The organism is Pseudarthrobacter sp. P1 (assembly GCF_050156935.1).
Classification (GTDB): Bacteria; Actinomycetota; Actinomycetes; order Actinomycetales; family Micrococcaceae; genus Specibacter.
The window spans coordinates 1,234,188-1,256,603 of the sequence record NZ_CP189584.1; the positions used below are offsets into that span (position 1 = coordinate 1,234,188).

Consider the following 22,416-nt stretch of genomic DNA (forward strand, 5'->3'; position numbering starts at 1 on the left):
CAAAATGGCAAAAGGTACCGTGAAGTGGTTCAACGCTGAAAAGGGCTTCGGCTTTATCGCTCCGGAAGACGGCAGCGCCGATGTCTTCGCTCACTACTCCGCAATCAACGCCGGCGGCTACCGCTCCCTCGAGGAGAACCAGGTTGTCACCTTCGAGACCGAGCAGGGCCCCAAGGGTCCCCAGGCCGTCAACATCCAGGTTGCATAGTCTTTAGATTTTACTAACAGCAGGGCGGGAGATTTTCTCCCGCCCTGCTGTTGTTTAACCCACCCGGCTGTCGAGCCCGTCGAGACCCCGCCCCAACTGGCAGACTGGAAGCCATGGCGATAATTCCCGGGCGGCCAAACACCGCCGTCCTGATCATTGACATGCAGGTGGACGTCCTCGAGGGCTGCTTCGACCGCGACGGCGTCGTGGCCAGGACCGCGGCCCTCGTCGAACGTGCCCGCGCTGAAGGCTCCCACGTCATCTGGGTCCAGCACGACGACGAGGACCTGGCCCATGGCTCCGCGGGCTGGCAGATTGCGCCGGAGCTCGCGCCGGTGGTCTCCGAGGGCCGGGTCTTCAAGAACTACCGGGACTCGTTTGTCGGGACCACGCTGGCTTTGCTGCTCGAGGACGCCAAGGCCTCCCGGCTGGTCATCGCCGGCGCCCAAAGCGACTATTGCGTCCGGACCACGGCACGGCGTGCCGCCGCAGAGGGCTACGACGTTGCCCTGGTCCGTGACTGCCACACCACCACCGATGCAGAGTTCGACGGCGTCCCTGTCACCGGCGAACAGGTTGTGGCGCACACCAACCAATATTTCAGCGGTTTCAGCTACCCCGGGCAGGCCATTGGGCTGGCAACGCACGACGCCGTCGAATTGAGCGGGCAATAACCCTGTGGAAAACCTTGGACGGGTTCGGCCCAGGTGAGCTAGCTTTAAGCCACCACGGACTCGGACCCATTGGGGGATCACATGGCCACGCGATCTCGAAACACCTCCACGGCACGCCCCGCCACCCCGCCATGGCCCTGGGTGGTTGGCTTCGCGCTCACCCTGGTCCTCCCGGTGGCCGGCTGCAACGGCCCCGCGGAGGCCGGCGGCACACCCAGCACTTCCTCGTCAGCGACCATGTTGTGTTTCGTCAAGTCTAAGTAGGCCGTTTCAGCGCTAAGAATTAGGCCACCTCGGCCCGTTTCTGGTCCATTTCAGCGGTTGGCTATTTCATGAGGGCATTTTTGACCCGGTAGGACTCGCCGCGGAATTGCAGAAGCCGTCCGTGGTGGACCAGCCGGTCGATGACGGCGGCGGCCATGTTGTCGTCCCCGAACACTGTTCCCCAGCGGGAAAACTCCAAATTTGTGGTGATGATCAGGCTGCGTTTTTCATACCCGTCAGCGATCACCTGGAAGAGAAGCCTGGCCCCTTCGGTATCGATCGGCAGGTAGCCCAGTTCGTCAATCGCCAGGAGCTGGTTCTTGGCCAGGGCGGCCAGTTCCTTGTCGAGGCGGTCTTCGTCCTTGGCGCGGCGCAGCATCATGACCAGGGCGGAGGTCGTGAAGAACCTGGCCTGGATGCCCTGCCGGCAGGCTGCGGCCACCAGGGCGGTGGCCATGTGGGGTCTTGCCCGTGCCGACGTCCCCGTAGAGGACCAGGTCCTGGGCCCGGTTGATGAAATCCAGGGATTCGAGGGGTTCGCGGCCGTAGTCCTCCGGGAACCGGACACTGCCGTAGTCGAACCCGGTGAGTGTTTTCATGGCCGGCAGCCTCGCTGCCTTCAGCAATCGTTGGCGGCGTGACTCCTGCCGGGATTCGTGCTCGGCCAGCAGGACCTCGTGGAGGTATTCGCGTTGTTTCGGGGTGCCCTTCTCGGCCCATTCGGTCAACACGCTGCCGGTCAGCGAGGCATGCTTGCCCGCTTCGAGGATGTCTTGGACGGTGATCGGGTTCATGCGACTTCTCCGGTGGTGGTGTTCAGGGTGGTGAAGGTGTCATAGACACTCAGATCCACGTTGGCTGCCGGCGGTTCGGTGCCGTCAGCCAGACGGCGGGCCAGCATGCCCAGCATGGCCATGTCCGGTGCATCCCCGCGCTGGATCAGGGTGTCGGCAGCGGCCACCGCGGCATCGAATCCCGCCGCCGACGAGGCGGCGTCCACGGCGTTGAACAGGCGGCGCCGCCCGGTGGCGGTGGCTTTGTCCAGCCAGTCACGCACGGGGTCGGTGACCAGGGCCCGCAGCGGGGAATGGGACCACGCCCCGGGCTTCGTCACGAGCAGCGGCACCAGGGAAGCCGGGTCGAAGACCGTCTCGGCCTGCTTCCCGAAGACGCGTGGGAACGTGCGGACGGGTTCGGAATGCTCGTCAAGGATCTGCACCACGTCGTGTCCCAACCCCACCGTGAGCATCCGCCCGTGGAAGACGGGCCCGGCGGCGTACGTGTTCCCGTCAATGAGCAGGTTCCCGGTCTTGTCGGCCTTGCGCGATTCGTAGCGCACGGCATCGAAACCGATCCCCGGCAGTTCCATGGAGGCGGCCACGTCCTGGGCGAACAGCTCACCCAGGGGCAGGCCCTTGCGGTAGTGCACTGTGGTGGCCAACGCATCGCAGCGCGCCATGAGGACCTTGTTGAGCCCCTCCAAGGTGGCGGCCTCCGGCTCGGGGACCATGAAGTTCCGGCGCAGGAACCCCACCGCGTTCTCCACGTTGCCCTTCTCGTGGCCCGAGTATGGATTGCAATAGCGGGACTGGGACCGGTAATGGAGTTTGAAGGCGCCAAACAGCTTCGTCTCGGTCACCCTGGTTCCCACCCGGTTTCCGATGCCCGTCGCGTTGTCAAAGACCATGTGCCGCGGCGCAGCCCGAATGTGCTCGAACACGGTCCGCAGCCCGTGGGCAACGCATTCAGCGGTCTCGCCGCGGTATGCCTGGACGAAGCGCATGTTCGAGAACGGGAAGGTCACCACGAGGATGTGCAGGACCTGCCGGATCCCGGCAATGATGGCCTCGGCCTGACCGAAGTCGACCTGCACGGTGCCGGCAGGCCAGACCAGTTCGGTGAACCCCTCGCCGGGCTGCCGGTTGGCGGCCAACCATTTCTTCACGTGCCGCTGGACCGGTGAATAGGTGCCGGTGAACCCATGCTCTTCCACGAGCCTGTCAAAGATCCGCTTGACCGTGTGCCGCTGCTTGCGGTTCCGGCGCGCATCCTCGATGAGCCACCGCTCAATGATGTGCTCGAACCCGGCCAGGACCGAGGCACCCGGCCTGGCCAGCGGTGCCGGCGGCGCCGGGGAGAAGTCCTGCTGCTCGGCGTACTTGGCCGCCGAGGTCCGGCTGACTCCCAGCCTGCGGGCGATCTCCCGCACGGGGACTCCCTGGGAGTCGAGTCGTCTGATATTTTCTTGTACGGACATGGGTACCGTCATCTGCTTTCCAGCCCTTCCGGCGCATACGCTTCGCAATGGCAGCGCCGTAAGGAACCTATCTGGGGGTGGCGGGCCCATGTCCCTGACACTCAAGGCGGGGCCCGAACCACCGGGTGATCTCTATCTCCAAACCAGCCCCCGAAACCTGATTCCGGGATGAAATGACTGGCCTGATTCTTACCGCTCTTTTGGCCTGAAACGAGCCACCAACGTGGCCCATATTCTCGGCTGAAACGGCCTACAGATAGTCGATCACACACACATGTCCTCCACCGGCGCCTTGCCCACTCCTTCCGGCACCGCGACACCGACAGCCGCACCCGTCTACAAGCCCGCCGATGCCACCGGCCCCGCCCAGAACGTTCCGGTGCCCGTCAAAGCCGCCCTGGCCGACGAATTCTCCAAGGCAGGGATAGAGGAATTCTCGAAGTATTGGTATGAAACCTTGTCGTACGCCTACGAGACCGGCGACATGTCGCCGATGGAAGCGATTACCGACCCTGGATGCAGCACCTGTGCCAACGTCAAGGAAGTCGTCACCGGCTGGCACTCCGAAGGTCGATGGCTGGTCGGGGGCAAAATGACGGTTATCGATTCTCAAAGCAAGTTTCTGAGAACACCTGGTGGCACTTATCAATCTCTTGCTTTCGTTTCTCAAGAGCCACTCACTTACTACAACGGTGATGGCACGCTCAACGAAGCAACAAGCCCCCGGCCTCCGGTGGCTGACATCTTTGTCGCCAGTTTCAAAGACGGAACCTGGACCGCTTTGACCGTCGAACATGTTGCGAACGGCTGATCGTGCGACATTCAACATTGCTGTCGCAATGTGCGGGCTGGTTCATCTGTACCCTTGCGTTGATCACATTTAGTCCTACCTCCGCCACCGCATACGATGGCCCCGTCAAGAATGATTGGAACGGCTCGGGAGTAGGGAGCAACTCGTGGTATTTAGTACCGGGCGCTGACTACTGGGCAAATGTCCCCGTAAACGTTGCTGACGATCCATACGCGTACAAGCTCGAACTGTTATGTGTACTAGGAGACAGCACTCTCGACCGCGATTGCCTTCTCGCAACCGTGTCTTGCACCGAGGCACCAGGCGGCCATCCAGTTGTTTGGTACAGATCTCCCAAAGAATTTTCGCCACCAAGCTGGGGACTATTTAAGGGACCAACGTGCATCTATGCCGAAAAGCCCCGTGACGTCCTCGCTGAGATCGCCGCCCAAATCCAGCACGAGTTCGAACACTCACCCGTCACCCCCGCCACCCTGGCCAGCCAACCAGGACCCCACACCCTCCGCGGCGCCGAAACCAACTTCTACGCCCACGCCACCGAACAAACCTTCGACATCACCCTCCTGGACCAACACGTCCACATCACCGCAACCCCGGTGAACTACACCTGGAACTACGGCGACGGCACACTGCTGGGCCCCACACCCCACCCCGGCGCACCCCTGCCCGAAGAGCGCTGGGGCGAAACCACCCAGACCAGCCACATCTACACCCAAACCGGCGACTACCCCGCCACCGTCACCACCCACTTCCGCGGCACCTACAGCGTCAACGGCGGCCCACCCCTGCCCATCCCCGGCCAGGGAGACTTCACCTCCCCGGCACTGCCCGTCAGCGTCTGGCGCACCATCACCCGAAACTACGCCGACAACTGCCTCCAAAACCCCCACGGCCAAGGCTGCTGACGGTCGTGACCGTACACAGGGATGAACTGGTCGACTTGCTGAAACCCTTGCCAGCCAAAGCTTCCGCGTTTGGCTGGTCTCCCTGTGGGACGGATTCCAAATCCGGTGGTCGTACGCCCCGAAGGCCGTCGACGCCGCCACGCTGTTCAACGGCTTCCCGGTCCAGCTCGTGGCCCGAGCCGTCAATGCCGCGGCGTTTCGCCCAGGAAATCGCGCAGCCGGACACCCAGTGCCGCGGAGTCCTTCATTTCGCATTCCCAGACGGTCAGCACGCCCCACCCCGCATCAATCAGGAGCCTGTTGTCTTCCGTGTCCCGTTGGACCGTGCGTTGGCGCTTGCCGGCCCAGAACAGGGCATTGTCGGCCGGCGCATGCTGGCCGGCTGGGCAGCTATGGGAGTGCCAGAAGCAGCCATTGACGAAGATCACTTTACGGCGGCCCCTGAAGACGATGTCGGGCTTGCCGGGGAGGTCCTTGGCATGCAGTCGGTAGCCGTAGCCGGAGGTGTGCAAGATGCGCCGCACCAGCATTTCCGGCTTCGTGTCCTTGCCGCGAATCCGGCTCATGGTGCGGTGCCGTTGCTCCGGCGTCATGGTGTCCACAGTGCCGATAATTTTACGCCCGCCGGCCACGAAAGTACCTGGGCATGCAAAAACACCCCGATCCGAAGACCGGGGTGTTTTCCACCTCTATGGTGGAGCTGAGGGGACTCGAACCCCTGACCCCCTGCATGCCATGCAGGTGCGCTACCAGCTGCGCCACAGCCCCAGAAACAAAACAATTGTTTTGTCTCTGCAAACAAAAGCCACATAAACATATCACAGTTTTTATGACCCGTTTGGTGGAGCTGAGGGGACTCGAACCCCTGACCCCCTGCATGCCATGCAGGTGCGCTACCAGCTGCGCCACAGCCCCAAACGGTTGTTATTTCCTCCGGGTTTCTCTCCCGGCCGAAGCAACTCGTCTATCTTAGAACATGATTTCTGTAAGTGCCAAATCGAGTGAAATGGCGGCCCTATTTGGCGAAAATTCGGGCCTCAACCAGCCGTCCAACCCCACCACCAGGGCACGCGATCTCAGTCCTCCACAGGCTCCACCGGTTCGGGCAAGGTGCCGGCGTTGTACTCGCTCAGCTTCCACCGCGCGGCCGATGGCTCCACGGTTGGCTGCACCTCTTCCAGCACGGACCACTGGCAATTGGCCAGACCAGACAGCACCCCCCAATGCTCCTCGGGCAGACCCAACAGATGTGCGATGCCCACGCGGGCGGCTCCGCCGTGCGTGGCCAGCACCATCGTTTCGCCCGCGGGCAGCATCAGCAGCGACTCCTGGACGGCTGCTGCGAGCCGGTGGGCCACCTCCACCCTGGTCTCGCCTCCACCGACGCGCATGGTCGTGTCGTCGCCTTTCCAGCGGAGCGCGTCCGCCGGGAAGGCGGCTTCAATTTCGCCAAACGTCATCCCCTGCCAGACACCGGCGAATATCTCGCGCAGACGTGGATCCACGGACACGGTGAGTCCGCTCAGCCTGGCCAGGTACCCGGCGGTGTCCCGCGCCCGTTCCAAATCGGAAGAGACGATGCGGCTGGGCTCCAACCCGGCAAGCAGCGTGGCGGCACGGAGCGCCTGGGCGTGGCCGACGGCGTCCAGCGGGATGTCCGTCTGCCCCTGGAAGCGCTGTGCCGCATTCCAGGCTGTGCGCCCGTGGCGCCAAAAAACAACCCGCCGGCAAAGGCCGGCGGGTTGAGTTGAAACGTGCGTTTCCATAAGGCGGGAAAAGCTACTCGGCCGAAACGGCGTCGTCGGACTTCTCGTCGCTGCTCTTGAGCGAAGGATCGGAGGCATCCAGCTTCAGGTCCACCGTGGGGCAGTCCTTCCACAGGCGCTCCAGCGCGTAGAAAACGCGGTCTTCCTCGTGCTGGACGTGGACGATGACGTCCGCGTAGTCCAGCAGGACCCAGCGGCCCTCGGAGCGGCCCTCGCGGCGCACGGGACGCAGGCCTCCCTTCAGCAGCTCCTCCTCGATGCCGTCAACGATGGCGTTGACCTGGCGCTCGGTGGGAGCCGAGGCGATGAAGAAGATGTCCGTGATGGCCAGGTGTTCGCTCACATCGAGGGCAATGACATCCTGGGCAAGCTTTTCCGAGGCTGCGCGGGCGGCCACTCGTACCAGGTCGATGGAGCTTTGAGTTGCGGTCACTGTATTCCTTTTGTTTGGTGCAATGGCTTAGTGCGCCAGAGACGTGATGATCATGGCAAATCCTGCAATGAGGGCTGCGGCGCCTGCCACAACACTGCCCCATTGGATGAGGCGGTTCCGCTGGGTGCGGGCCAGTCCCGCGGTCAGCGCGTCCAGCGGCTCCAGGCCGTGGGCGCTGTCGGCGGGCAGCGGCGGCATTTCCGTCCGCGACGCCGATTCCCTGGCCGCACCGCGCATCTTGGAGCTGCGGGCCACGGCCTCCGCCAGCTTGAGCGTGCGGGTGTGCCCCGTGGGCGGCCGACGGTTGGTTCCCGGCAGCGGATTCCCGGCCAAGGCCGAATCCACCACAGGATCTACTCCCCCGGTCAGGGCCGGCGGCGTGGCCACGGCCTTGGCAGGAGCGGCAGCTGTCTTGGGCCCGGACTTCGCGGCCGGCTTTGCGGCCGGTTTCGCACCCAGCGGGCTGTGGGCCTTCTGCACCGGCAGGCCGGTGGTGGCCGGCCGGGATTGCTTCGTGTTGGACCGTGTGATGACGGGAACGTGCGATGTGCTGGGCGGGCGCAGCACGGGATTCTCCACGCCCGGGACGCGGATGAATTCCAGCGGGGTCACCATGGCCAGGTTGTGGGCGGCCGTGGGATCGTTGACCGGCGGGCGGCTGTTGGCGCTCTCCTGGGCAAGCCGTTCCCTGTCCTGGGCACGGCGGTTCAGGATCGCGGCGCGCTCGGCCAGAGCACGCTGCTGCGCCAAGACCTCGAGGTCGACGTGCAACGGATCCGCACCGGCGGTTGCGGCCAAGGCATCCACCTGGGTGGACACGTCCTCAACAAGGGCGTTTCGGGCCGCCAAGGCGTCTTCCACGGTCATTGCCGCCCCCGCGCGCGCGGCGTTCTTGGTGGCCCCCTGAGAGCCCTGCCCGCCCGAGGATGTTTCGGGTGCGACGGCGGATGTGGTGGCCGGGTATGTCGCGCCTGAGCGGCCCGGTGCCAGCGGTGCGGAGCGGCGGCCGGTGCGGGTGCCCGGACGGCGTGCCGCAGCGGACGAGGAGAGCGCTGCCGCGCCGACATTGGAAGGGACCGCCGAACCGCCAGCTGGCGTCAGGACAGCCTGGGCCTGGGTCTTGGGACCGCCAGCGGTCTTGGGAACACTCTGGATCTTGGAGGTGCCCGGGGCCGGCGCGGGGGCGGCTGCGGACGGCGCGGCCTTCTCCGGGCGCTGGCCCGCAGAGCCGGCACCGGCGGCCGGGGCAGGCTGCGGGGCTGCCGGGGCAGGCTGCGGGGCTGCCGGGGCAGCGACAGCCGGAGCGGTTGCAGAAGCCGGCTTGGCTGCCGGAACAGCGGCTGCGGGGACAATCTGGTTGACGCTCGTAATGGGCGCGCGATCGGCCTCGAGCTGGGCCATGCGCATGGCGCGCCGGGACGGCAGCGATGCGGTGGCGGCCGGGTCGGACAATTCCTTGTAGGCGCGCAAGGTGGCCCGGTCCCGGGCACGGGTCTGCGAGGACCGCTCGCGCGGACCTCCAGCAGCGGGACTGGCGGGGGCCGCGGCCGGGGCACCGGCAGCGGGCCCCTTCGCCGACGCTGGGCGCACGGGTGCCGCTGCGGCCTTGGCGGCAGGGGCGCTGCCACCGGCAGGCTGCCCGGGCACAGGTTTGGCCGGAGTCGGCGCAGCGGGGACGGCCGGCGTTGCCGCCGTCGGGCCCTGGAAAACCGTCTGGACCAGGCCGGGTGCAGGCCCTCCCGCGGCGGGCACTGCCGCACGCCGGCTGCGGCGTACGGCGCCCGCATCCTGCTCGGCCGGCTCGGCAGCGGAAGGTGGAATCTCCGGGGCGCGCATCAACGGCACCGCGGGGTATCCCCCAGCGGCGCTTGGCTGCTCCTGTTGGCCGGTATCGCGCCGTAGATCCCTACGGCTGCGGATGGGCTCGGATTCCTTGCTCATTCACTACTCATTCAGTACTGGAACTCACCTGCAGATGGTCCCCCAGGGTGCGGCCGTCCGGATCGATGTACAGCCGATGTTTTGCGATGTACTGCACCACGCCATCCGGCACGAGGTACCAGACGGGATCGTGCTCCTGGACCCGCCGCCGGCAATCCGTGGAGGATATGGCCATGGCGGGAACCTCCAACAAACTTACGTCCGACCGGCCCATATCGTCGAGAACGTGGCCCGGGCGCGTCACGCCCACAAAATGGGCCAGCGACCAGAGCTCGTCCGAATCCTTCCACGAGAGGATCTGCGACATGGCGTCGGCCCCCGTGATGAAGTACAGGTCCGCGTCCGGGCGCATGCGGTGCAAATCACGCAACGTGTCGATGGTGAACGTCGGACCGGGCCGGTCAATGTCCACCCGGCTCACGGTGAACCGCGGATTGGCCGCCGTTGCGATCACCGTCATCAGGTAGCGGTGTTCGGCCGGGCTGACCTGGCGCTTGGCCTTCTGCCACGGCTCGCCCGTGGGGACGAAGATGACCTCGTCCAGACCAAATTTGGCAGCCACTTCACTGGCCGCCACCAGGTGGCCGTGATGGATGGGATCAAAGGTTCCACCCATCACGCCCACGCGGAAACGCTTTCGGGAACCCTCGGGCGAGGGTTCCCGAACAATCGTCTTAGTGATGGGAGGCCGCTTCGCCCTGGCCGTGGTCATGCTTGTTGGTGTGCTGGCGGTGCGGATCGGAGTGCTCGTCCTTGGCCTCGTGGCGGTTGCCGAGGTTGGTGAAGGACACGGTGATGAACATCAGCAGGAACAGGAAGCCCAGCATGACACCGCCAATGACAAACGGCGGCGCGATCAGCGGTGCCGCTTCTTCGTGTTCGGCGGCAGCAAGGACGACGCCGGCAAGCTGGGTCAGCATGATTCTCCCCTAAGTGGTTGGCCGGGCATTCAAATGGGACCGATGCCTGGCTGTTGATGGTTTGGACTCCCCTCCATGGTACGCGGTGTGCGGGGGCGCTGGCACGCTGGCCGCGCCGATGCCGCTGCCGCACCGGTTCCGGAAGGGGTTGTGTAGGGTGTTCCTACCCCCGGATCTGGCCCTCGCCCTGCACAATCCACTTGGTGGTGGTGAGCTCTGCCAGCCCCATGGGCCCGCGGGCATGGAGCTTCTGGGTGGAGATGCCGACCTCGGCGCCCAACCCCATTTCGCCGCCGTCGGTGAACCGGGTGGATGCGTTGACAATCACGGCGGCGGAATCGATCTCGGCCACGAAGCGCTCGGCATTGGCCAGGTCGTTGGTGATGATGGCCTCCGTGTGGCCGGTGCTCCAGCGGCGGATATGCGCCACGGCGTCGTCGAGGCTGTCCACCATGGCCACGGCCAGGTCCAGGTCCATGTACTCGCGCCCCCAGTCATCGTCCGAGGCGGCCGTGGCAGCCACTCCGGCCGGCAGCAGCTCCATGATCCGCTCGTCCACATGCAGCCGGACGCCCGCGGCCGCCAGGGCCGAGAGCACAGGGGCAAGCACCGTCGCGTCCTTGTTGACCAGCAGCGTCTCCACGGTGTTGCAGACGCTGGGCCGCTGGGTCTTGGCGTTGAGCAGGATGTCCACGCTCATCTGCGCACCGGCGCTTGTGTCCAGGTAGATGTGGACGTTGCCCTCGCCGGTTTCGATGACGGGGACGGAGGAGTTGTTCAGCACAGTCTGGATCAGGTCGCGGCCACCGCGGGGAATCAGCACATCCACGCGTCCGCGGGCGCGCATGAGCACGTTGGCGCCGTCGCGGCCGTACTGGTCAACGCTCTGCACGGCGTCGGCGGGCAGGCCCACCGTTTCCAGGGCATCGCGCAGGATGCCCAGCAGCGCCTGGTTGGTGTTGGCCGCGGCGGTGCCGCCACGCAGGATGACGGCGTTGCCGCTCTTGAGCGCAAGGCCGGCAATGTCCACGGTGACGTTGGGGCGGGCCTCGTAGATGGCGGCCACCACACCCAAGGGCACGTTGATCTGGCGCATCCGCAGGCCGTTGGGCAAGGTCTGGCCGCGGACGACGTTGCCCACGGGGTCCGGCAGGGAGGCCAGGTTCTCCAGGGCGGCGGCCAATGCGGCCACGCGCTCCGGCGTGAGCGTGAGGCGGTCCAGCATCGCCGCGGAGGTTCCATTGGCCCGGCCGGCCGCCAAGTCCAGGGCGTTGGCCGCAATCACGGCGTCCCGGTTGGCGACGAGGGCATCGGCGATGGCCCGCAGACCCTTGTCCTTCAGGGCACGGTTGGCGCGGGCCATCTCGCGCGCCGCGGTCCGGGCGCGGTCGGCAATCGCGAAGACGGCCTCGGTCACATCCTGTTCAACAATCTGCTCACTCATGGCACCAGTTTAGGCCAGCGCGCCCGTGGGCGCTCCTGGCCGGTCAAACTGTGACACAGCGGAAACAACTAAGGCGCAGCAACTGTCGAAATCCCGCGGGTTTTCGACAGTTGCTGCGCCCCAGATACTCCCGCAGCTCGCAAGCTCCCGGCGGGACCCTCGCATCCGGGGGCCCACCCAGTTGGGTTAGACCAGTTGGGTCAGACCAGCACCAGATCGTCGGTGTGGATGACCTCGCGCTCGTACTCGCGGCCGAATTCCTCGCCCAGGTCCTTGGTGCCGCGCCCCAGCATCTGGGGAAGTTCGTCCGAGGAAAAGTTGACCAGTCCACGGGCCAGCACGCCGCCGTTCCTGTCGGTCAGCTCTACGGCGTCGCCCGCCTCAAACTGGCCCACGACGGCAGTGATGCCGGCCGGCAGCAGGGACTTGTGGCGGTCGCGCACGGCCTTCACCGCGCCGTCGTCGAGCACCACGGAGCCGCGGATGTCTGCGAGGTGGGCCAACCAGAGCATCCGCACGGGACGCCGCTGCCCGGTGATGCTGAACCAGGTGCCCACGTCTTCCCCCGCCAGCGCCGCGGCGGCATTGGCCGTCGAGGTGACCAGGGCGGAAATGCCGGTGTCGGCCACAATGCTGGCGGCCTGGACCTTGGTGGCCATGCCACCGGTGCCCACGCCGGCCTTGCCCGCCCTGCCGATGACGACGCCGGCCAGGTCCTCCGGGCCGCGGACCAGCGGGATTCGCTTGGCACCGTCCTGGGGCGGACCGTCGTAGACGGCATCGACGTCGGAAAGCAGCACCAGGGCGTCGGCATGGACCAGGTGGGCCACCAGGGCAGCCAGCCGGTCGTTGTCGCCAAAGCGGATCTCGTGGGTGGCCACGGTGTCGTTTTCGTTCACAATCGGCACCACGCCCAGGTTCAACAGGCGTTCCAAGGCCCGGTGGGCGTTGACGTGCTGTGTGCGCCGGGTCAGGTCCTCGGCGGTGAGCAGCACCTGGCTGACCGTGACGCCATGGTCGCCAAAGGCCTGGTTGTAGCGGGCCATCAGCAGCCCCTGCCCCACGCTGGCGGCGGCCTGCTGGGTGGCAAGGTCCTTCGGACGCCGCGCCAGCCCCAGCGGGGCCAGACCGGCGGCGATCGCGCCCGAGGAGACCAGGATGACCTCGGTGCCGGCGTTGCGCCGGGCCGCCAGGACATCCACCAGCGCGGTCAGCGCCTCATCGGAAATCCCGCCGGCCACCGACGTCAGCGACGACGAGCCCACCTTCACCACAATGCGCGCGGCGGTGGCAATGCTCCGCGGCCCCATGGCGTGGTCCACTGCGGGGGCAGCGGCTACGGCCGAGTCAGCTGTCATCGCTGTCGTCTCCGAGCAGGTCCCCCAGCTGGCTCTCGCGCACCAAATTGACATCCTTGCGGCGGCGGCTGGTGGACTCGGTCCAGATGCCTGCCTTGCGCTCGGTTTCGAGCTCGTGGCGGGCCGCGGCGCGGGCGTCGCTGCGCTCTGCCTGCTCTTCCTTCTTCTGCGCACGGGTCGGGCGGTCGCCCATCTCGGCGATGCGCAGGTCGGTGCCGCGCGGGGAGGCTAGGTGCTCGGCGCCGCCCATCATGGTCGGCTCCCAGTCGAAGACCATGCCGTCGCCCTCACCGATGACCACCGTGTCGCCGGGCTTGGCGCCGCTCTTGAAGAGCTGGGTTTCCACGCCCAGCTTGGCCAGGCGGTCGGCCAGGTAGCCGATGGCTTCCTCGTTGGTGAAGTCCGTCTGCATGACCCACTTCTCCGGCTTGTCGCCGATGACGCGGAACAGCGGCTCAAGGTTCTTCTCTTCGCGGCGGATGCGGAAGCCGGCCTCGTTGACGGCGCGCGGGCGCAGCACGGTGGGCTTGACCTTGGGCGGCGCCGCCTTCACCTCGTTGCGGGCATGCTGGACGATCTCGGCCATCGCGAAGCCGAGCTGGCGCAGGCCCTCGTGGCTGGCGGCGGAGATCTCAAAGACACGGTAGCCGCGGGATTCCAGATCCCCGCGGACAAACTCGGCCATGTCGCGGCCGTCGGGGGTGTCGATCTTGTTCAGCGCCACCAGCTTGGGGCGCTCGTTCAGGGGCACGACGTCACCGTCGGCACCGGCAAAGCTCATGTCCACCGCGTAGCGGTCCAGCTCCTGCTCGATGATCGCCAGGTCGGAAAGCGGGTCGCGGTCAGATTCCAGCGTGGCGCAGTCCAACACATGCACCAGGGCGGCGCAGCGCTCCACGTGGCGCAGGAAGTAGTGGCCCAGGCCCTTGCCCTCGCTGGCGCCCTCGATCAGGCCGGGGACATCGGCAATGGTGAAGCGGACATCGCCGGCTTCCACCACGCCCAGGTTCGGGATCAGGGTGGTGAAGGGGTAGTCGGCAATCTTGGGGCGTGCCGCGGACATGGCGGCAATCAGGGACGACTTGCCGGCGGACGGGAAGCCCACCAGGGCGATGTCGGCAATGGACTTCAGTTCCAGGACAACGTCGCGGCCCTCGCCGGGGACGCCCAACAGGGCAAAACCGGGGGCCTTGCGCTTCTGCGAGGACAGCGAGGAGTTGCCCAGGCCGCCCTGGCCGCCGGCGGCCGCGATGTACTCGGTGCCTTCGCCCACGAGGTCGGCCAGAACCTGGCCGTCCTTGGTCTTGACCACCGTGCCGTCCGGCACAGTGAGGATCAGCGTTTCGCCGGTCTTGCCGTTGCGCCAGTCGCCCATGCCGGGGCCGCCATTGCTGGCGTGGCGGTGCGGGGCGTGGTGGTAGTCCAGCAGGGTGGTGGTCTGGTCGGAGACGCGCAGGATGACGTCGCCGCCATCGCCGCCGTTGCCGCCGTCGGGCCCACCCAGGGGCTTGAACTTTTCACGCTTCACGGAGACGCAGCCATGGCCACCTGTCCCGCCGGATACGTGCAATACAACCCGGTCAACAAAGCTGGCCAATGGAGTCTCCTTTATTTTTCTGCGTTCCAGCCAAGTTTAGCTGTCGCAGGGTGGTGCCTGTTAAGGCGAACGTACTGTTAAAAGCCAGTGGAGCGAGCCATGCGGCCCGCTCCACTGGGAAAAGCGTGTGTATTACTCTGCAGCAGCAGCTGCGACGATGTTCACAACGCGACGGCCACGGGCCGTGCCGAACTCGACCGCACCGGCAGCCAGAGCGAACAGCGTGTCATCTCCACCGCGGCCAACGCCTGCGCCGGGGTGGAAGTGTGTTCCACGCTGGCGGACGATGATCTCGCCAGCCTTGACAACCTGACCGCCGAAGCGCTTCACACCCAAGTACTGAGCGTTGGAGTCACGACCGTTGCGAGTGGAGCTCGCACCCTTTTTATGTGCCATTTAAAATGCCTACCTTTTCGACTAAGACTTTTAGTTCTTCAACCGCAATTAAGCGATCGAGGTGATCTTGACCTTGGTCAGTTCCTGACGGTGGCCCTGACGCTTCTTGTAGCCGGTCTTGTTCTTGAACTTCTGGATGACGATCTTCGGGCCACGAAGATCCTCCAGCTTCTCAGCCGTAACCTTTACTTTAGCCAGGTCCGTAGCGGCCGTGGTGATCTTCTCACCATCAACCAGGAGCAAAGCGGGCAGCTCAAGTGTGCTGCCAACTCCACCGGGGACGCGGTTCATGGTCACGAAGTCTCCGACGGAAACCTTCTCTTGGCGGCCGCCTGCGCGGACAATCGCGTACACCACTGGGGAACTCACTTCTCTCGACGTTATTACAAAGTTTCGCGCTGGACCGGCAGCTATTCTGCCTGGTGCCAACCGTGCGCAACCCGCATTGCTTTGTAGACATTGCGTGCCGTGCACTATGTGCCTCAACGCCGAGGACCTCACATGAATTAACCCATGGAGTGATTGCCCTGTAGTTGGCGTAAGCACCGAAGATCAAGAATACGCTAATTCCGCCCTCGGCCGCAAATGAGACCGGTACCGGACTGGGAGCTGTGATGCGGCGCATATGCTGCGCTGACTTCAGCCCTGTCACGGAACCTTGCTGCACCATCCTAGCGTTAAAGCGGAGCACTTAAGGGCAACGACACTCGCTGCCCCGGGTGTGTCCTGCTCAGGCGTGCAATCGCGGGGCGTCAAAGAAGTCCCGCTCGTAGCGGGCCGAGGCCACAAAGGCGGTGCGCATCCGGGCCCGTTCGGCCGCGGATCCGGCCCGGGCCGCGGCATCCGTGTACGCGATGGCCACCCGGGTTGCCTCGGCAAATTCCGGGTCGGCATAGGTTTCAAGCCAGGATCCGTACGGGTGGGCGGGCGCCTGGCCGGCGCCGCCGTCGCCCTTCTGGACGCCTTGGAGGTAGTTGCCGTGCAGCACAGCACCCACCTCGGCGTAGAGCCAGTAGCAGGGCAGCAGAGCCGCCACAAGCTCGCCGTAGCTGCCCTGGGCGGAGACGGATGTGAGATGGTCCACATAGGACTTGGTGACGGGCCCCAGCTCGACCTCGGTGGGATGCTGGCTCAGCCAGGTGCGGTGCAGCTCCAGCTCCACGGCCAGGCATTGCTGGGCGCCCCTGGCCCAGAAACGCTGTTCGTCCTCGGTGGGGGCAAGCCCGCTGGCCCGGGCGAGCACGCGCGAATAGCTGTTCAGATAGAGGGCGTCCTGCGCCAGGTAGTAGGCAAAGTGTCGCTCCTTCAGGCTGCCGTCCCCCAGCGCCCCGATGAACTCCAGGTCAAAAATCTCAGCGCGCAGCCCGGCGGTGTCCTCCCACAGCTGGAGGGTGAACTCATCCGCGGCCGGGGCCGCCGTCGACCACAGCCGGTGGAAATGGTTCACCGGTCCGGCGCCGGAGCCCACCTGCAGCTCATCGGCGTGGACCAGCGCATCGTGCAGCCACCCCTTGGCCTGGCGCAGCGCTGCATGCCACTCCCCCGTCCGGGCCATCGCCGTGGCCAGTGCCGCGGAGAGCGAGCAGCCGGTCCCATGGGTGTTGGCGGTGTCCACGCGCGGCAGGCGCTCCTCCAGGACGGATCCGTCCGGGGCCACGAGGGCATCCGGGCATTCGTCGCCGTCGAGGTGGCCGCCCTTGACCAAAACACGCACGCCGGACTCCACGGCCAGCAGCTTGCCCTGGTCCAGGGCATCGGCCCAGGTGGCCGCCTCCGGCTGGTCCACCAGCACGGCCAGCTCGGGGAGATTGGGCGTGACCAAATGCGCCTTGCGCACCAGCGCCCGCAGCGCGGTGGCCGCTTCGGGGCCCAGGAGCTTGTCCCCGCTGGTGGCCACCATGACGGGGTCCAGCACCACGACGGCGGGCCGCTGGGCATCGAGCCAGTCGGCGACGACGTTAATCACCTCGGTGTTGCCCAGCATGCCGATCTTGACGGCGTCGATGGCGATGTCCGCGGACACGGCGTCCAGCTGGGCGGTGAGGAAGTCCGCGGGCGGCACGTGGACGGCCACCACCCCGTGGGTGTTCTGGGCCGTCAGCGCGGTGATGGCGGCCATGCCGTACCCGCCATTGGCGGCAATGGATTTCAGGTCCGCCTGGATGCCGGCACCGCCGGACGGGTCGGAACCGGCGATGCTGAGGACCCGCACCACGGCGGGATCGGTGGAGGCGGAGGCAACAGTAGAAGTCACAGGACATCCCTTCGCCGGTGCTAACCGGACAGGTTCAACGGGTCTGGATCTCAGCCAGGGCCCGTTGCCCCGGCACCCCGTGTCTGCTGCCAGCCTACCCGCAGCGCAGCCGCGAGTTAAAAAGTGAACCCGCTTGCCGCAACCAACCATGTGCAAACACGGTCGGTAGCGGCAAGCGGGTTCACTCGTTGCCTGTGGGCCGAAAAGCCCTAGAGCTCCGAGGCCGGCACGCCGACACCCAGAATGATGGGCTCGCTGGCGGGCTTGGCCTTGGCCGGCGCCGCCTTGGGCGCCTCCTGTGCCGGGGCCGCAGCCAGGGCTGCAGGTGCCGCTGCCGGCGTGTCCTGGCCATGGGTGACCTCGTTGGCATTGGCGGCACCCTGGGCGCGGCTGGCGCTGCGGCGGCGTCCACGGCGGCTCCGCGAGGAGCGCTGCGGGGCACCGTCCTGGGCCTCGTGGTCGCCACCATCAGCCTCGACGCCGGAGAGCTGGTCCAGTGCCTGGGCCAGGTCGGCCAGCACGGCGGAACGGTCCGCCACGGCCTCGCTGGACTGGCGGTCGCCGCGGGGCAGCTCGACAGCCTCGTCGCCAAACGTCAGCATCGGCGTGCCGTCGGCAGCCGGCGCGTGCGCCTGGACAGCGTGCGTACCGTTGGCAGCCGGCGCCTGGACGGCGTGCGCGGCGTCGTGGTGGTCCTCATGGTGCGAGGCAGCTGTCGCGGCGGCGACGGCGGCCAGGGCGGCACGGGCGGCATTGGCCTTGGTGGCCTTCTCCGCATCCGTGGGCTCCTCATGCACTGCGGGAGCAGCCTCCACCTCCGCAACCGGCTGGCGGCCGCGGCTGCGCTTGCGCTCGTTGCGTGACCCACGGCCCGCGTCGCCGCGGTTCTCGTTGCGGTTCTCTGTCCGGTTGCCCTCGGAGCGGCCGGCCGGCTCACTGCGGCCGTGGTCGCCACGGACGTTCGGGTGGTGGGCCTCGGCGGCCACCGTGTGGGCGCGGCGGTGCTCGACGGGAACCTCGTGGGTCACCATGCCCCGTCCCGCACAGGTCTCGCACTGCTCGCCGAAGACCTCCAGCAGGCCGGTGCCCATGCGCTTGCGCGTCATCTGCACCAGACCCAGCGAGGTCACCTCGGCCACCTGGTGCTTGGTGCGGTCGCGGCCCAGGCACTCCACCAGACGGCGCAGCACCAGGTCGCGGTTGGATTCCAGGACCATGTCGATGAAGTCGATCACGATGATGCCGCCGATGTCGCGCAGGCGCAGCTGGCGCACCACTTCCTCGGCCGCTTCCAGGTTGTTCTTGGTGACCGTCTCTTCCAGGTTTCCACCGGAACCGGTGAACTTGCCGGTGTTGACGTCAACCACCGTCATGGCCTCGGTGCGGTCGATGACCAGCGAACCGCCGGAGGGCAGGAACACCTTGCGCTCCAGCGCCTTGTTGATCTGCTCATCGATGCGGTGCGCCGCGAAGATGTCCTCGGGCTTGGTCCACTTTTCCAGACGGTCCACCAGGTCCGGGGCCACATAGGTCACATAGGCCTCGATGGTGTCCCAGGCGTCGTCGCCGGAGACGATCAGCTTGGTGAAGTCCTCGTTGAACACGTCACGGACCACCTTGATGGTCAGGTCCGGTTCGCCGTACAGCATCTCCGGGGCCAGCATCTTGGTGGAGTTGGTCTGGGACTGGATGCCCTCCCACTGCGCCCGCAGGCGGTTGATGTCGTGCGTCAGCTCTTCCTCGCTGGCACCCTCGGCGGCGGTGCGCACAATGACGCCCGCACTTTCGGGCAGGTGGTCCTTTAGGATGCGCTTGAGCCGGTTGCGCTCGACGTCGGGCAGCTTGCGGGAGATGCCGGTCATGGAGCCGCCGGGCACGTAGACCAGGTACCGGCCGGGCAGGGAGATCTGGCTGGTCAGGCGGGCACCCTTGTGGCCCACCGGATCCTTGCTGACCTGGACCAGGACGGAGTCGCCGGACTTGAGCGCGTTCTCGATGCGGCGCGGCTGGCCGTTGAGCTTGGTGGCATCCCAGTTGACCTCGCCGGCGTAGAGCACGGCGTTGCGGCCGCGGCCAATGTCAACGAACGCGGCTTCCATGCTGGGCAGCACGTTCTGGACCTTGCCCAGGTACACATTGCCGATGAGGGAATCCTGCAGGGTCTTGGAGACGAAGTGCTCCGCCAGGATGCCATCCTCGAGGACGCCAATCTGGATGCGGTCGGCGCCCTGTCGGACCACCATGGTGCGGTCGACGGACTCGCGGCGGGCCAGGAACTCGGCCTCGGTGATGACCTGGCGGCGGCGGCCGGAATCGCGGGACTCGCGGCGGCGCTGCTTCTTGGCCTCCAGACGGGTGGAGCCGCGCAGGCTCGTGACGCGGTTGTTCACGGGGGCCTCGGCCAGCTGGCGCGGGGCGCGGACCTTGGTGATCGTGTTGGGCGGATCCTCGTCGCTGCCGCCGGTCAGTTCCAGATCGGCATCCCCACGGCGGCGGCGACGGCGGCGGCGCGACGTCACGCCGTCGTCGGCGGCACCTGCTTCCTCAGTCTCGTCCTCCTCGGACTCCGTCTCGGTGCCGGGTTCGACGGCCTCGTCGCCGGCGGCACGGCCGCGGCCCTTGCGGGAACGGCTGCGGCTGCTGCGGCGACGGGCGCCCTCCTCGGATTCCTCGTCTTCTTCCTCGGCCACGGCCGGAACCGGTACGGCCAGGCTCAGGTCCGGCACCTGGAACAGCAGGGAGGGTGCCAGAAACAGGGAGTCCTGTGCCGGGGCACCGGCCTCTGCGGCGGCAACCACCGCAGGCGCGGCCACGGCTGCGGTGTCAACGGCCGGAGCCTCGTTGGCGGCGGCTTCCTCGGCTGCGTGCTCGGCGGCGGCGGCCTCGGCGGCAGCTTGGACGGCCTCGGCGGCGGCCTCGGCGGCACGGTCGGCGGCCGACAGGCGGCGCGAGCGGCTGCGGGCGGGTGCCTTGGCCGGCTTCCCGTCCTCGACGGCCTCGACGGCGGCTTCGGCCTCGGCCGGAACCTCGACTGCGGCCTCCTCGGCGGGGGCAGCCTTCTTGGCGCGGCTGCGGGTGGGGCGCTTGGCCGGAGCCTTCGCGGCGGCGTCCTCGGCCGGTGCGGCCGCGTCGACGACGGCGGCATCGGCAGCGGCGGGTGCCGTCTCCGCGGGAGCCTCGGCCGGGCTGGCCACGGGGGCCGTGGCGCGGCGGCGCGGGGCGCGCTTGGCGGGGGCCTTGGCGGCAGGTGCCTCAACGGCTGCTTCGGCGGCGGGCGTTTCGGCGGCCTCGGGCTCGGCCACCTTCTTGGCACGGGAGCGGCGCACCGGCGCCTTCTTGGCCGGAGCCTGCGCAACCGGTTCGGTGGCCGGCGCCTCGGTGGCAGCAGCCTCCGTGCCGGCCTGCGCGGCGGCGGCCGTGTCGGTGGCCTGGGTGGTCTTGCGGCGCGTGCGCGTGGCCCTCTTGGGTGCTGCCTCTGCGGCCGCCCCCGGGGTTTCCTGCACTGCTGCTGATGAATCCTGTGAAGAAATTTCGTTATCCATTTATGGCGCTACTCCGGCCCCGCCTGCGCCGCCACATCCGGTGCCGGGAGGGCAAAAACGTCGGCACCCGCGGGGGCCGACAGAAGTCGATTAAATTCCTGCCAGGCGGCACCATCACTCGGGTGCGGCTTCACTGGCAGGCCCGTGGTTCGCTTTGTCTCCGCCGGTGGTTCCGGCGTGGCCGCCCGGTGGACCGTCCCCGCGCCGGATATCTTCACCCCGTGCGCACTGCGATCGTCACCGGCGAGCCGTGAAGCTTGCCACAGGACCGGAACCCGCATGTGGATCGGTTTCCAGCCGCAACCATTGTCTCACATCGTGTGCCAGCACCGCCTGAGGGGCACACCGAACGCCAAGTTTCGGTGAGTAGAATCGGGGCACGTACACGTTCAAGGAGTTAGGCAACCATGGCCCGGTCCAAGATTTCCCCCAGAGGAACGGTGGCGGCACGTGCTGCCGCCGCCTCGCCCGCCCGCCCCACGGCCGACGACGGCGAGTCCCGGCTACCCTTGTTCGCCCGGCGTGCGGCGTTCGGCTGGCTGCTGGTGGTCACGGGCGCCGTCTCTTGGCTGGCGTCCGGCATCCTGGTGCTGGAACGCCTTGAGCTGTACAAGAACCCCGATGCCATCACCAGCTGCGACATCAACCCGTGGATCGCCTGCGGCACCGTCATGAAGACGCCCCAGGCGGCGCTCTTCGGCTTCCCGAACCCGCTGATCGGCGTCGCCGCCTTCGCCGTCATCATCACCACCGGCATGGTGCTGCTCTCCGGGGCCAAGCTGGGCCGCGCCTACTGGCTGGGGCTGCAGACAGGCGTCACGCTCGGCATGGTGATGATCGTGTGGCTCTGGTCCCAGGCGCTGTACGTCATCGGCGTCCTGTGCCCGTACTGCATGGTGGTGTGGGCCATGATGATCCCTATGTTCGTCTGGGTGACGGTCCGCAACGTGTTCCACGGGGTGATCCCCGCTCCGGAGGGACTGAAGAAGTTCCTCGCCGAGTGGGCCTGGATCATCGTCGGCCTGCTCTACGTGGCCGTGATCGCCAGCATCTTCTTCCGCTTCATCAACATCTTCCTCGGCGGCGGCGTCGGGTAGCTGGGACCCCGCCCGCTTAACCAACTGAGGCGCAGCAACTGCACAGAATCCACGGATTCCCTGCAGTTGCTGCGCCTCAGTTGTATTTGCGGTTTAGGCGAACCAGATGGCGATCTCGCGCTCGGCGGACTCCACGGAGTCGGAACCGTGCACCAGGTTCTGCTGGACCTTCAGGCCCCAGTCGCGGCCGAAGTCGCCGCGGATGGTGCCCGGGGCCGCCGTCGTCGGGTCCGTGGTGCCGGCCAGCACACGGAAGCCTTCGATGACGCGCTGGCCCTCGAAGATGGCCGCAACAACCGGGCCGGAGAGCATGAACTCGACCAGCGGCTCGTAGAACGGCTTGCCCACGTGCTCGGCGTAGTGCTGCTCCAGCATTTCGCGCGTCGCGGTGGTCTTCTTCAGCTCGGCCAGGCTGTAGCCCTTGGCCTCGATGCGGGCCAGGATGGCACCGGAAAGGTTGCGGGCCACGCCGTCGGGCTTGACCAGTACAAGGGTGCGCTCAATGCTCACAGTTGCTCCACTTCAGTAGTTGGGGGTGCTGGTTCCAGT

21 protein-coding genes, 2 tRNA genes, 1 pseudogene and 1 riboswitch are annotated in these 22,416 nt (G+C 66.8%); of the genes and pseudogenes, 5 read left to right on the forward strand and 19 right to left on the reverse strand.

Translation table 11 applies throughout. The features are described from left to right. Window positions 1–4: 4 nt before the first annotated feature. Both ACQCSX_RS05855 and ACQCSX_RS05860 read left to right on the forward strand, forming a co-directional pair. A complete protein-coding gene (locus ACQCSX_RS05855) occupies window positions 5–208 on the forward strand; it encodes a cold-shock protein (RefSeq protein ID WP_026555067.1) in 204 nt (67 codons plus the stop codon). Between the two features lie 113 nt (window positions 209–321). Beyond that, entirely contained in the window at window positions 322–882 is a 561-nt protein-coding gene (locus ACQCSX_RS05860) for a cysteine hydrolase family protein (protein ID WP_427018123.1), read from the forward strand. A 325-nt stretch (window positions 883–1,207) separates the two neighbouring features. Here the strand turns inward: ACQCSX_RS05860 and ACQCSX_RS05865 are convergent, their stop codons facing one another. The 3 genes and pseudogenes from ACQCSX_RS05865 to istA all read right to left on the reverse strand — a co-directional run bounded on the left by ACQCSX_RS05865 (window position 1,208) and on the right by istA (window position 3,403). Continuing rightward, entirely contained in the window at window positions 1,208–1,603 is a 396-nt protein-coding gene (locus ACQCSX_RS05865) for an ATP-binding protein (protein WP_427018124.1), read from the reverse strand. Between the two features lie 64 nt (window positions 1,604–1,667). Beyond that, window positions 1,668–1,940, reverse strand: a pseudogene (locus ACQCSX_RS05870) (ATP-binding protein); the annotation flags it as partial. After that, window positions 1,937–3,403 carry an IS21 family transposase gene (istA, locus tag ACQCSX_RS05875; protein WP_427016398.1) on the reverse strand — a complete coding sequence of 489 codons (1,467 nt, stop codon included), beginning with the start codon at window positions 3,401–3,403 and terminating at the stop codon, window positions 1,937–1,939. The gene istA and the pseudogene ACQCSX_RS05870, both read right to left, overlap by 4 nt. A gap of 274 nt (window positions 3,404–3,677) precedes the next feature. Here istA and ACQCSX_RS05880 point away from each other — a divergent pair, with 274 nt between their 5' ends. Next, window positions 3,678–4,214: a DUF6318 family protein gene (locus ACQCSX_RS05880; RefSeq protein ID WP_427018125.1), complete on the forward strand. Its 537-nt coding sequence runs from the start codon at window positions 3,678–3,680 to the stop codon at window positions 4,212–4,214. Between the two features lie 281 nt (window positions 4,215–4,495). Next, on the forward strand, window positions 4,496–5,119 hold the full coding sequence (locus ACQCSX_RS05885; RefSeq protein ID WP_427018126.1) for a PKD domain-containing protein: 624 nt from the start codon (window positions 4,496–4,498) through the stop codon (window positions 5,117–5,119). A gap of 182 nt (window positions 5,120–5,301) precedes the next feature. Here the strand turns inward: ACQCSX_RS05885 and ACQCSX_RS05890 are convergent, their stop codons facing one another. The 15 genes from ACQCSX_RS05890 to ACQCSX_RS05960 all read right to left on the reverse strand — a co-directional run bounded on the left by ACQCSX_RS05890 (window position 5,302) and on the right by ACQCSX_RS05960 (window position 20,770). Then, a complete protein-coding gene (locus tag ACQCSX_RS05890; protein ID WP_427018978.1) occupies window positions 5,302–5,712 on the reverse strand; it encodes a very short patch repair endonuclease in 411 nt (136 codons plus the stop codon). A gap of 99 nt (window positions 5,713–5,811) precedes the next feature. Then, window positions 5,812–5,887 (reverse strand) — tRNA-Ala (locus ACQCSX_RS05895). 71 nt (window positions 5,888–5,958) lie between these two features. Next, window positions 5,959–6,034 (reverse strand) — tRNA-Ala (locus ACQCSX_RS05900). A 161-nt stretch (window positions 6,035–6,195) separates the two neighbouring features. Further along, window positions 6,196–6,885: a histidine phosphatase family protein gene (locus ACQCSX_RS05905; RefSeq protein WP_427018127.1), complete on the reverse strand. Its 690-nt coding sequence runs from the start codon at window positions 6,883–6,885 to the stop codon at window positions 6,196–6,198. Between the two features lie 13 nt (window positions 6,886–6,898). Further along, complete coding sequence (gene rsfS, locus ACQCSX_RS05910; protein WP_427018128.1) at window positions 6,899–7,318, reverse strand: ribosome silencing factor; 420 nt, start codon at window positions 7,316–7,318, stop codon at window positions 6,899–6,901. A 27-nt stretch (window positions 7,319–7,345) separates the two neighbouring features. After that, window positions 7,346–9,259 carry a hypothetical protein gene (locus ACQCSX_RS05915; protein WP_427018129.1) on the reverse strand — a complete coding sequence of 638 codons (1,914 nt, stop codon included), beginning with the start codon at window positions 9,257–9,259 and terminating at the stop codon, window positions 7,346–7,348. 7 nt (window positions 9,260–9,266) lie between these two features. Beyond that, on the reverse strand, window positions 9,267–9,971 hold the full coding sequence (nadD, locus tag ACQCSX_RS05920) for a nicotinate-nucleotide adenylyltransferase (RefSeq protein ID WP_427018130.1): 705 nt from the start codon (window positions 9,969–9,971) through the stop codon (window positions 9,267–9,269). Further along, window positions 9,934–10,182 carry a hypothetical protein gene (locus tag ACQCSX_RS05925; RefSeq protein WP_427018979.1) on the reverse strand — a complete coding sequence of 83 codons (249 nt, stop codon included), beginning with the start codon at window positions 10,180–10,182 and terminating at the stop codon, window positions 9,934–9,936. Before ACQCSX_RS05925 ends, nadD begins: the two co-directional genes overlap by 38 nt. A 160-nt stretch (window positions 10,183–10,342) precedes the next feature. Continuing rightward, a complete protein-coding gene (locus ACQCSX_RS05930; RefSeq protein WP_427018131.1) occupies window positions 10,343–11,623 on the reverse strand; it encodes a glutamate-5-semialdehyde dehydrogenase in 1,281 nt (426 codons plus the stop codon). A 200-nt stretch (window positions 11,624–11,823) separates the two neighbouring features. Then, entirely contained in the window at window positions 11,824–12,981 is a 1,158-nt protein-coding gene (gene proB / locus ACQCSX_RS05935) for a glutamate 5-kinase (protein WP_427018132.1), read from the reverse strand. Further along, complete coding sequence (gene obgE / locus ACQCSX_RS05940; RefSeq protein ID WP_427018133.1) at window positions 12,971–14,578, reverse strand: GTPase ObgE; 1,608 nt, start codon at window positions 14,576–14,578, stop codon at window positions 12,971–12,973. Before obgE ends, proB begins: the two co-directional genes overlap by 11 nt. A 132-nt stretch (window positions 14,579–14,710) precedes the next feature. Then, window positions 14,711–14,974 carry a 50S ribosomal protein L27 gene (gene rpmA, locus ACQCSX_RS05945; RefSeq protein WP_081709977.1) on the reverse strand — a complete coding sequence of 88 codons (264 nt, stop codon included), beginning with the start codon at window positions 14,972–14,974 and terminating at the stop codon, window positions 14,711–14,713. Window positions 14,975–15,022: 48 nt separating this feature from the next. Next, a complete protein-coding gene (gene rplU, locus ACQCSX_RS05950) occupies window positions 15,023–15,331 on the reverse strand; it encodes a 50S ribosomal protein L21 (RefSeq protein WP_427018134.1) in 309 nt (102 codons plus the stop codon). Window positions 15,332–15,704: 373 nt separating this feature from the next. After that, window positions 15,705–17,228 carry a bifunctional hydroxymethylpyrimidine kinase/phosphomethylpyrimidine kinase gene (thiD, locus tag ACQCSX_RS05955; protein ID WP_427018135.1) on the reverse strand — a complete coding sequence of 508 codons (1,524 nt, stop codon included), beginning with the start codon at window positions 17,226–17,228 and terminating at the stop codon, window positions 15,705–15,707. After that, window positions 17,218–17,318, reverse strand: a riboswitch (TPP riboswitch). (Overlaps the previous gene by 11 nt.) Window positions 17,319–17,437: 119 nt before the next feature. Beyond that, complete coding sequence (locus tag ACQCSX_RS05960; RefSeq protein ID WP_427018136.1) at window positions 17,438–20,770, reverse strand: Rne/Rng family ribonuclease; 3,333 nt, start codon at window positions 20,768–20,770, stop codon at window positions 17,438–17,440. Between the two features lie 407 nt (window positions 20,771–21,177). Between ACQCSX_RS05960 and ACQCSX_RS05965 the strand changes: the two genes are divergently transcribed. After that, complete coding sequence (locus tag ACQCSX_RS05965; RefSeq protein ID WP_427018137.1) at window positions 21,178–21,867, forward strand: vitamin K epoxide reductase family protein; 690 nt, start codon at window positions 21,178–21,180, stop codon at window positions 21,865–21,867. A 93-nt stretch (window positions 21,868–21,960) separates the two neighbouring features. Here ACQCSX_RS05965 and ndk read toward each other — a convergent pair whose 3' ends face one another. Further along, on the reverse strand, window positions 21,961–22,377 hold the full coding sequence (gene ndk, locus ACQCSX_RS05970) for a nucleoside-diphosphate kinase (protein WP_427018138.1): 417 nt from the start codon (window positions 22,375–22,377) through the stop codon (window positions 21,961–21,963). Window positions 22,378–22,416 lie beyond the last annotated feature (39 nt).

Excerpts from the sequence above, each read along its gene's own strand:
- ACQCSX_RS05855 (WP_026555067.1), top strand. The coding sequence starts at position 5 with ATGGCAAAAGGTACCGTGAAGTGGTTCAACGCTGAAAAGGGCTTCGGC.
- ACQCSX_RS05860 (WP_427018123.1), top strand. The coding sequence starts at position 322 with ATGGCGATAATTCCCGGGCGGCCAAACACCGCCGTCCTGATCATTGAC.
- ACQCSX_RS05865 (WP_427018124.1), bottom strand. The coding sequence starts at position 1,603 with ATGGCCACCGCCCTGGTGGCCGCAGCCTGCCGGCAGGGCATCCAGGCC.
- istA (WP_427016398.1), bottom strand. The coding sequence starts at position 3,403 with ATGTCCGTACAAGAAAATATCAGACGACTCGACTCCCAGGGAGTCCCC.
- ACQCSX_RS05880 (WP_427018125.1), top strand. The coding sequence starts at position 3,678 with ATGTCCTCCACCGGCGCCTTGCCCACTCCTTCCGGCACCGCGACACCG.
- ACQCSX_RS05890 (WP_427018978.1), bottom strand. The coding sequence starts at position 5,712 with ATGACGCCGGAGCAACGGCACCGCACCATGAGCCGGATTCGCGGCAAG.
- ACQCSX_RS05905 (WP_427018127.1), bottom strand. The coding sequence starts at position 6,885 with ATGGAAACGCACGTTTCAACTCAACCCGCCGGCCTTTGCCGGCGGGTT.
- ACQCSX_RS05915 (WP_427018129.1), bottom strand. The coding sequence starts at position 9,259 with ATGAGCAAGGAATCCGAGCCCATCCGCAGCCGTAGGGATCTACGGCGC.
- nadD (WP_427018130.1), bottom strand. The coding sequence starts at position 9,971 with ATGACCACGGCCAGGGCGAAGCGGCCTCCCATCACTAAGACGATTGTT.
- ACQCSX_RS05930 (WP_427018131.1), bottom strand. The coding sequence starts at position 11,623 with ATGAGTGAGCAGATTGTTGAACAGGATGTGACCGAGGCCGTCTTCGCG.
- proB (WP_427018132.1), bottom strand. The coding sequence starts at position 12,981 with ATGACAGCTGACTCGGCCGTAGCCGCTGCCCCCGCAGTGGACCACGCC.
- rpmA (WP_081709977.1), bottom strand. The coding sequence starts at position 14,974 with ATGGCACATAAAAAGGGTGCGAGCTCCACTCGCAACGGTCGTGACTCC.
- ACQCSX_RS05960 (WP_427018136.1), bottom strand. The coding sequence starts at position 20,770 with ATGGATAACGAAATTTCTTCACAGGATTCATCAGCAGCAGTGCAGGAA.
- ACQCSX_RS05965 (WP_427018137.1), top strand. The coding sequence starts at position 21,178 with ATGGCCCGGTCCAAGATTTCCCCCAGAGGAACGGTGGCGGCACGTGCT.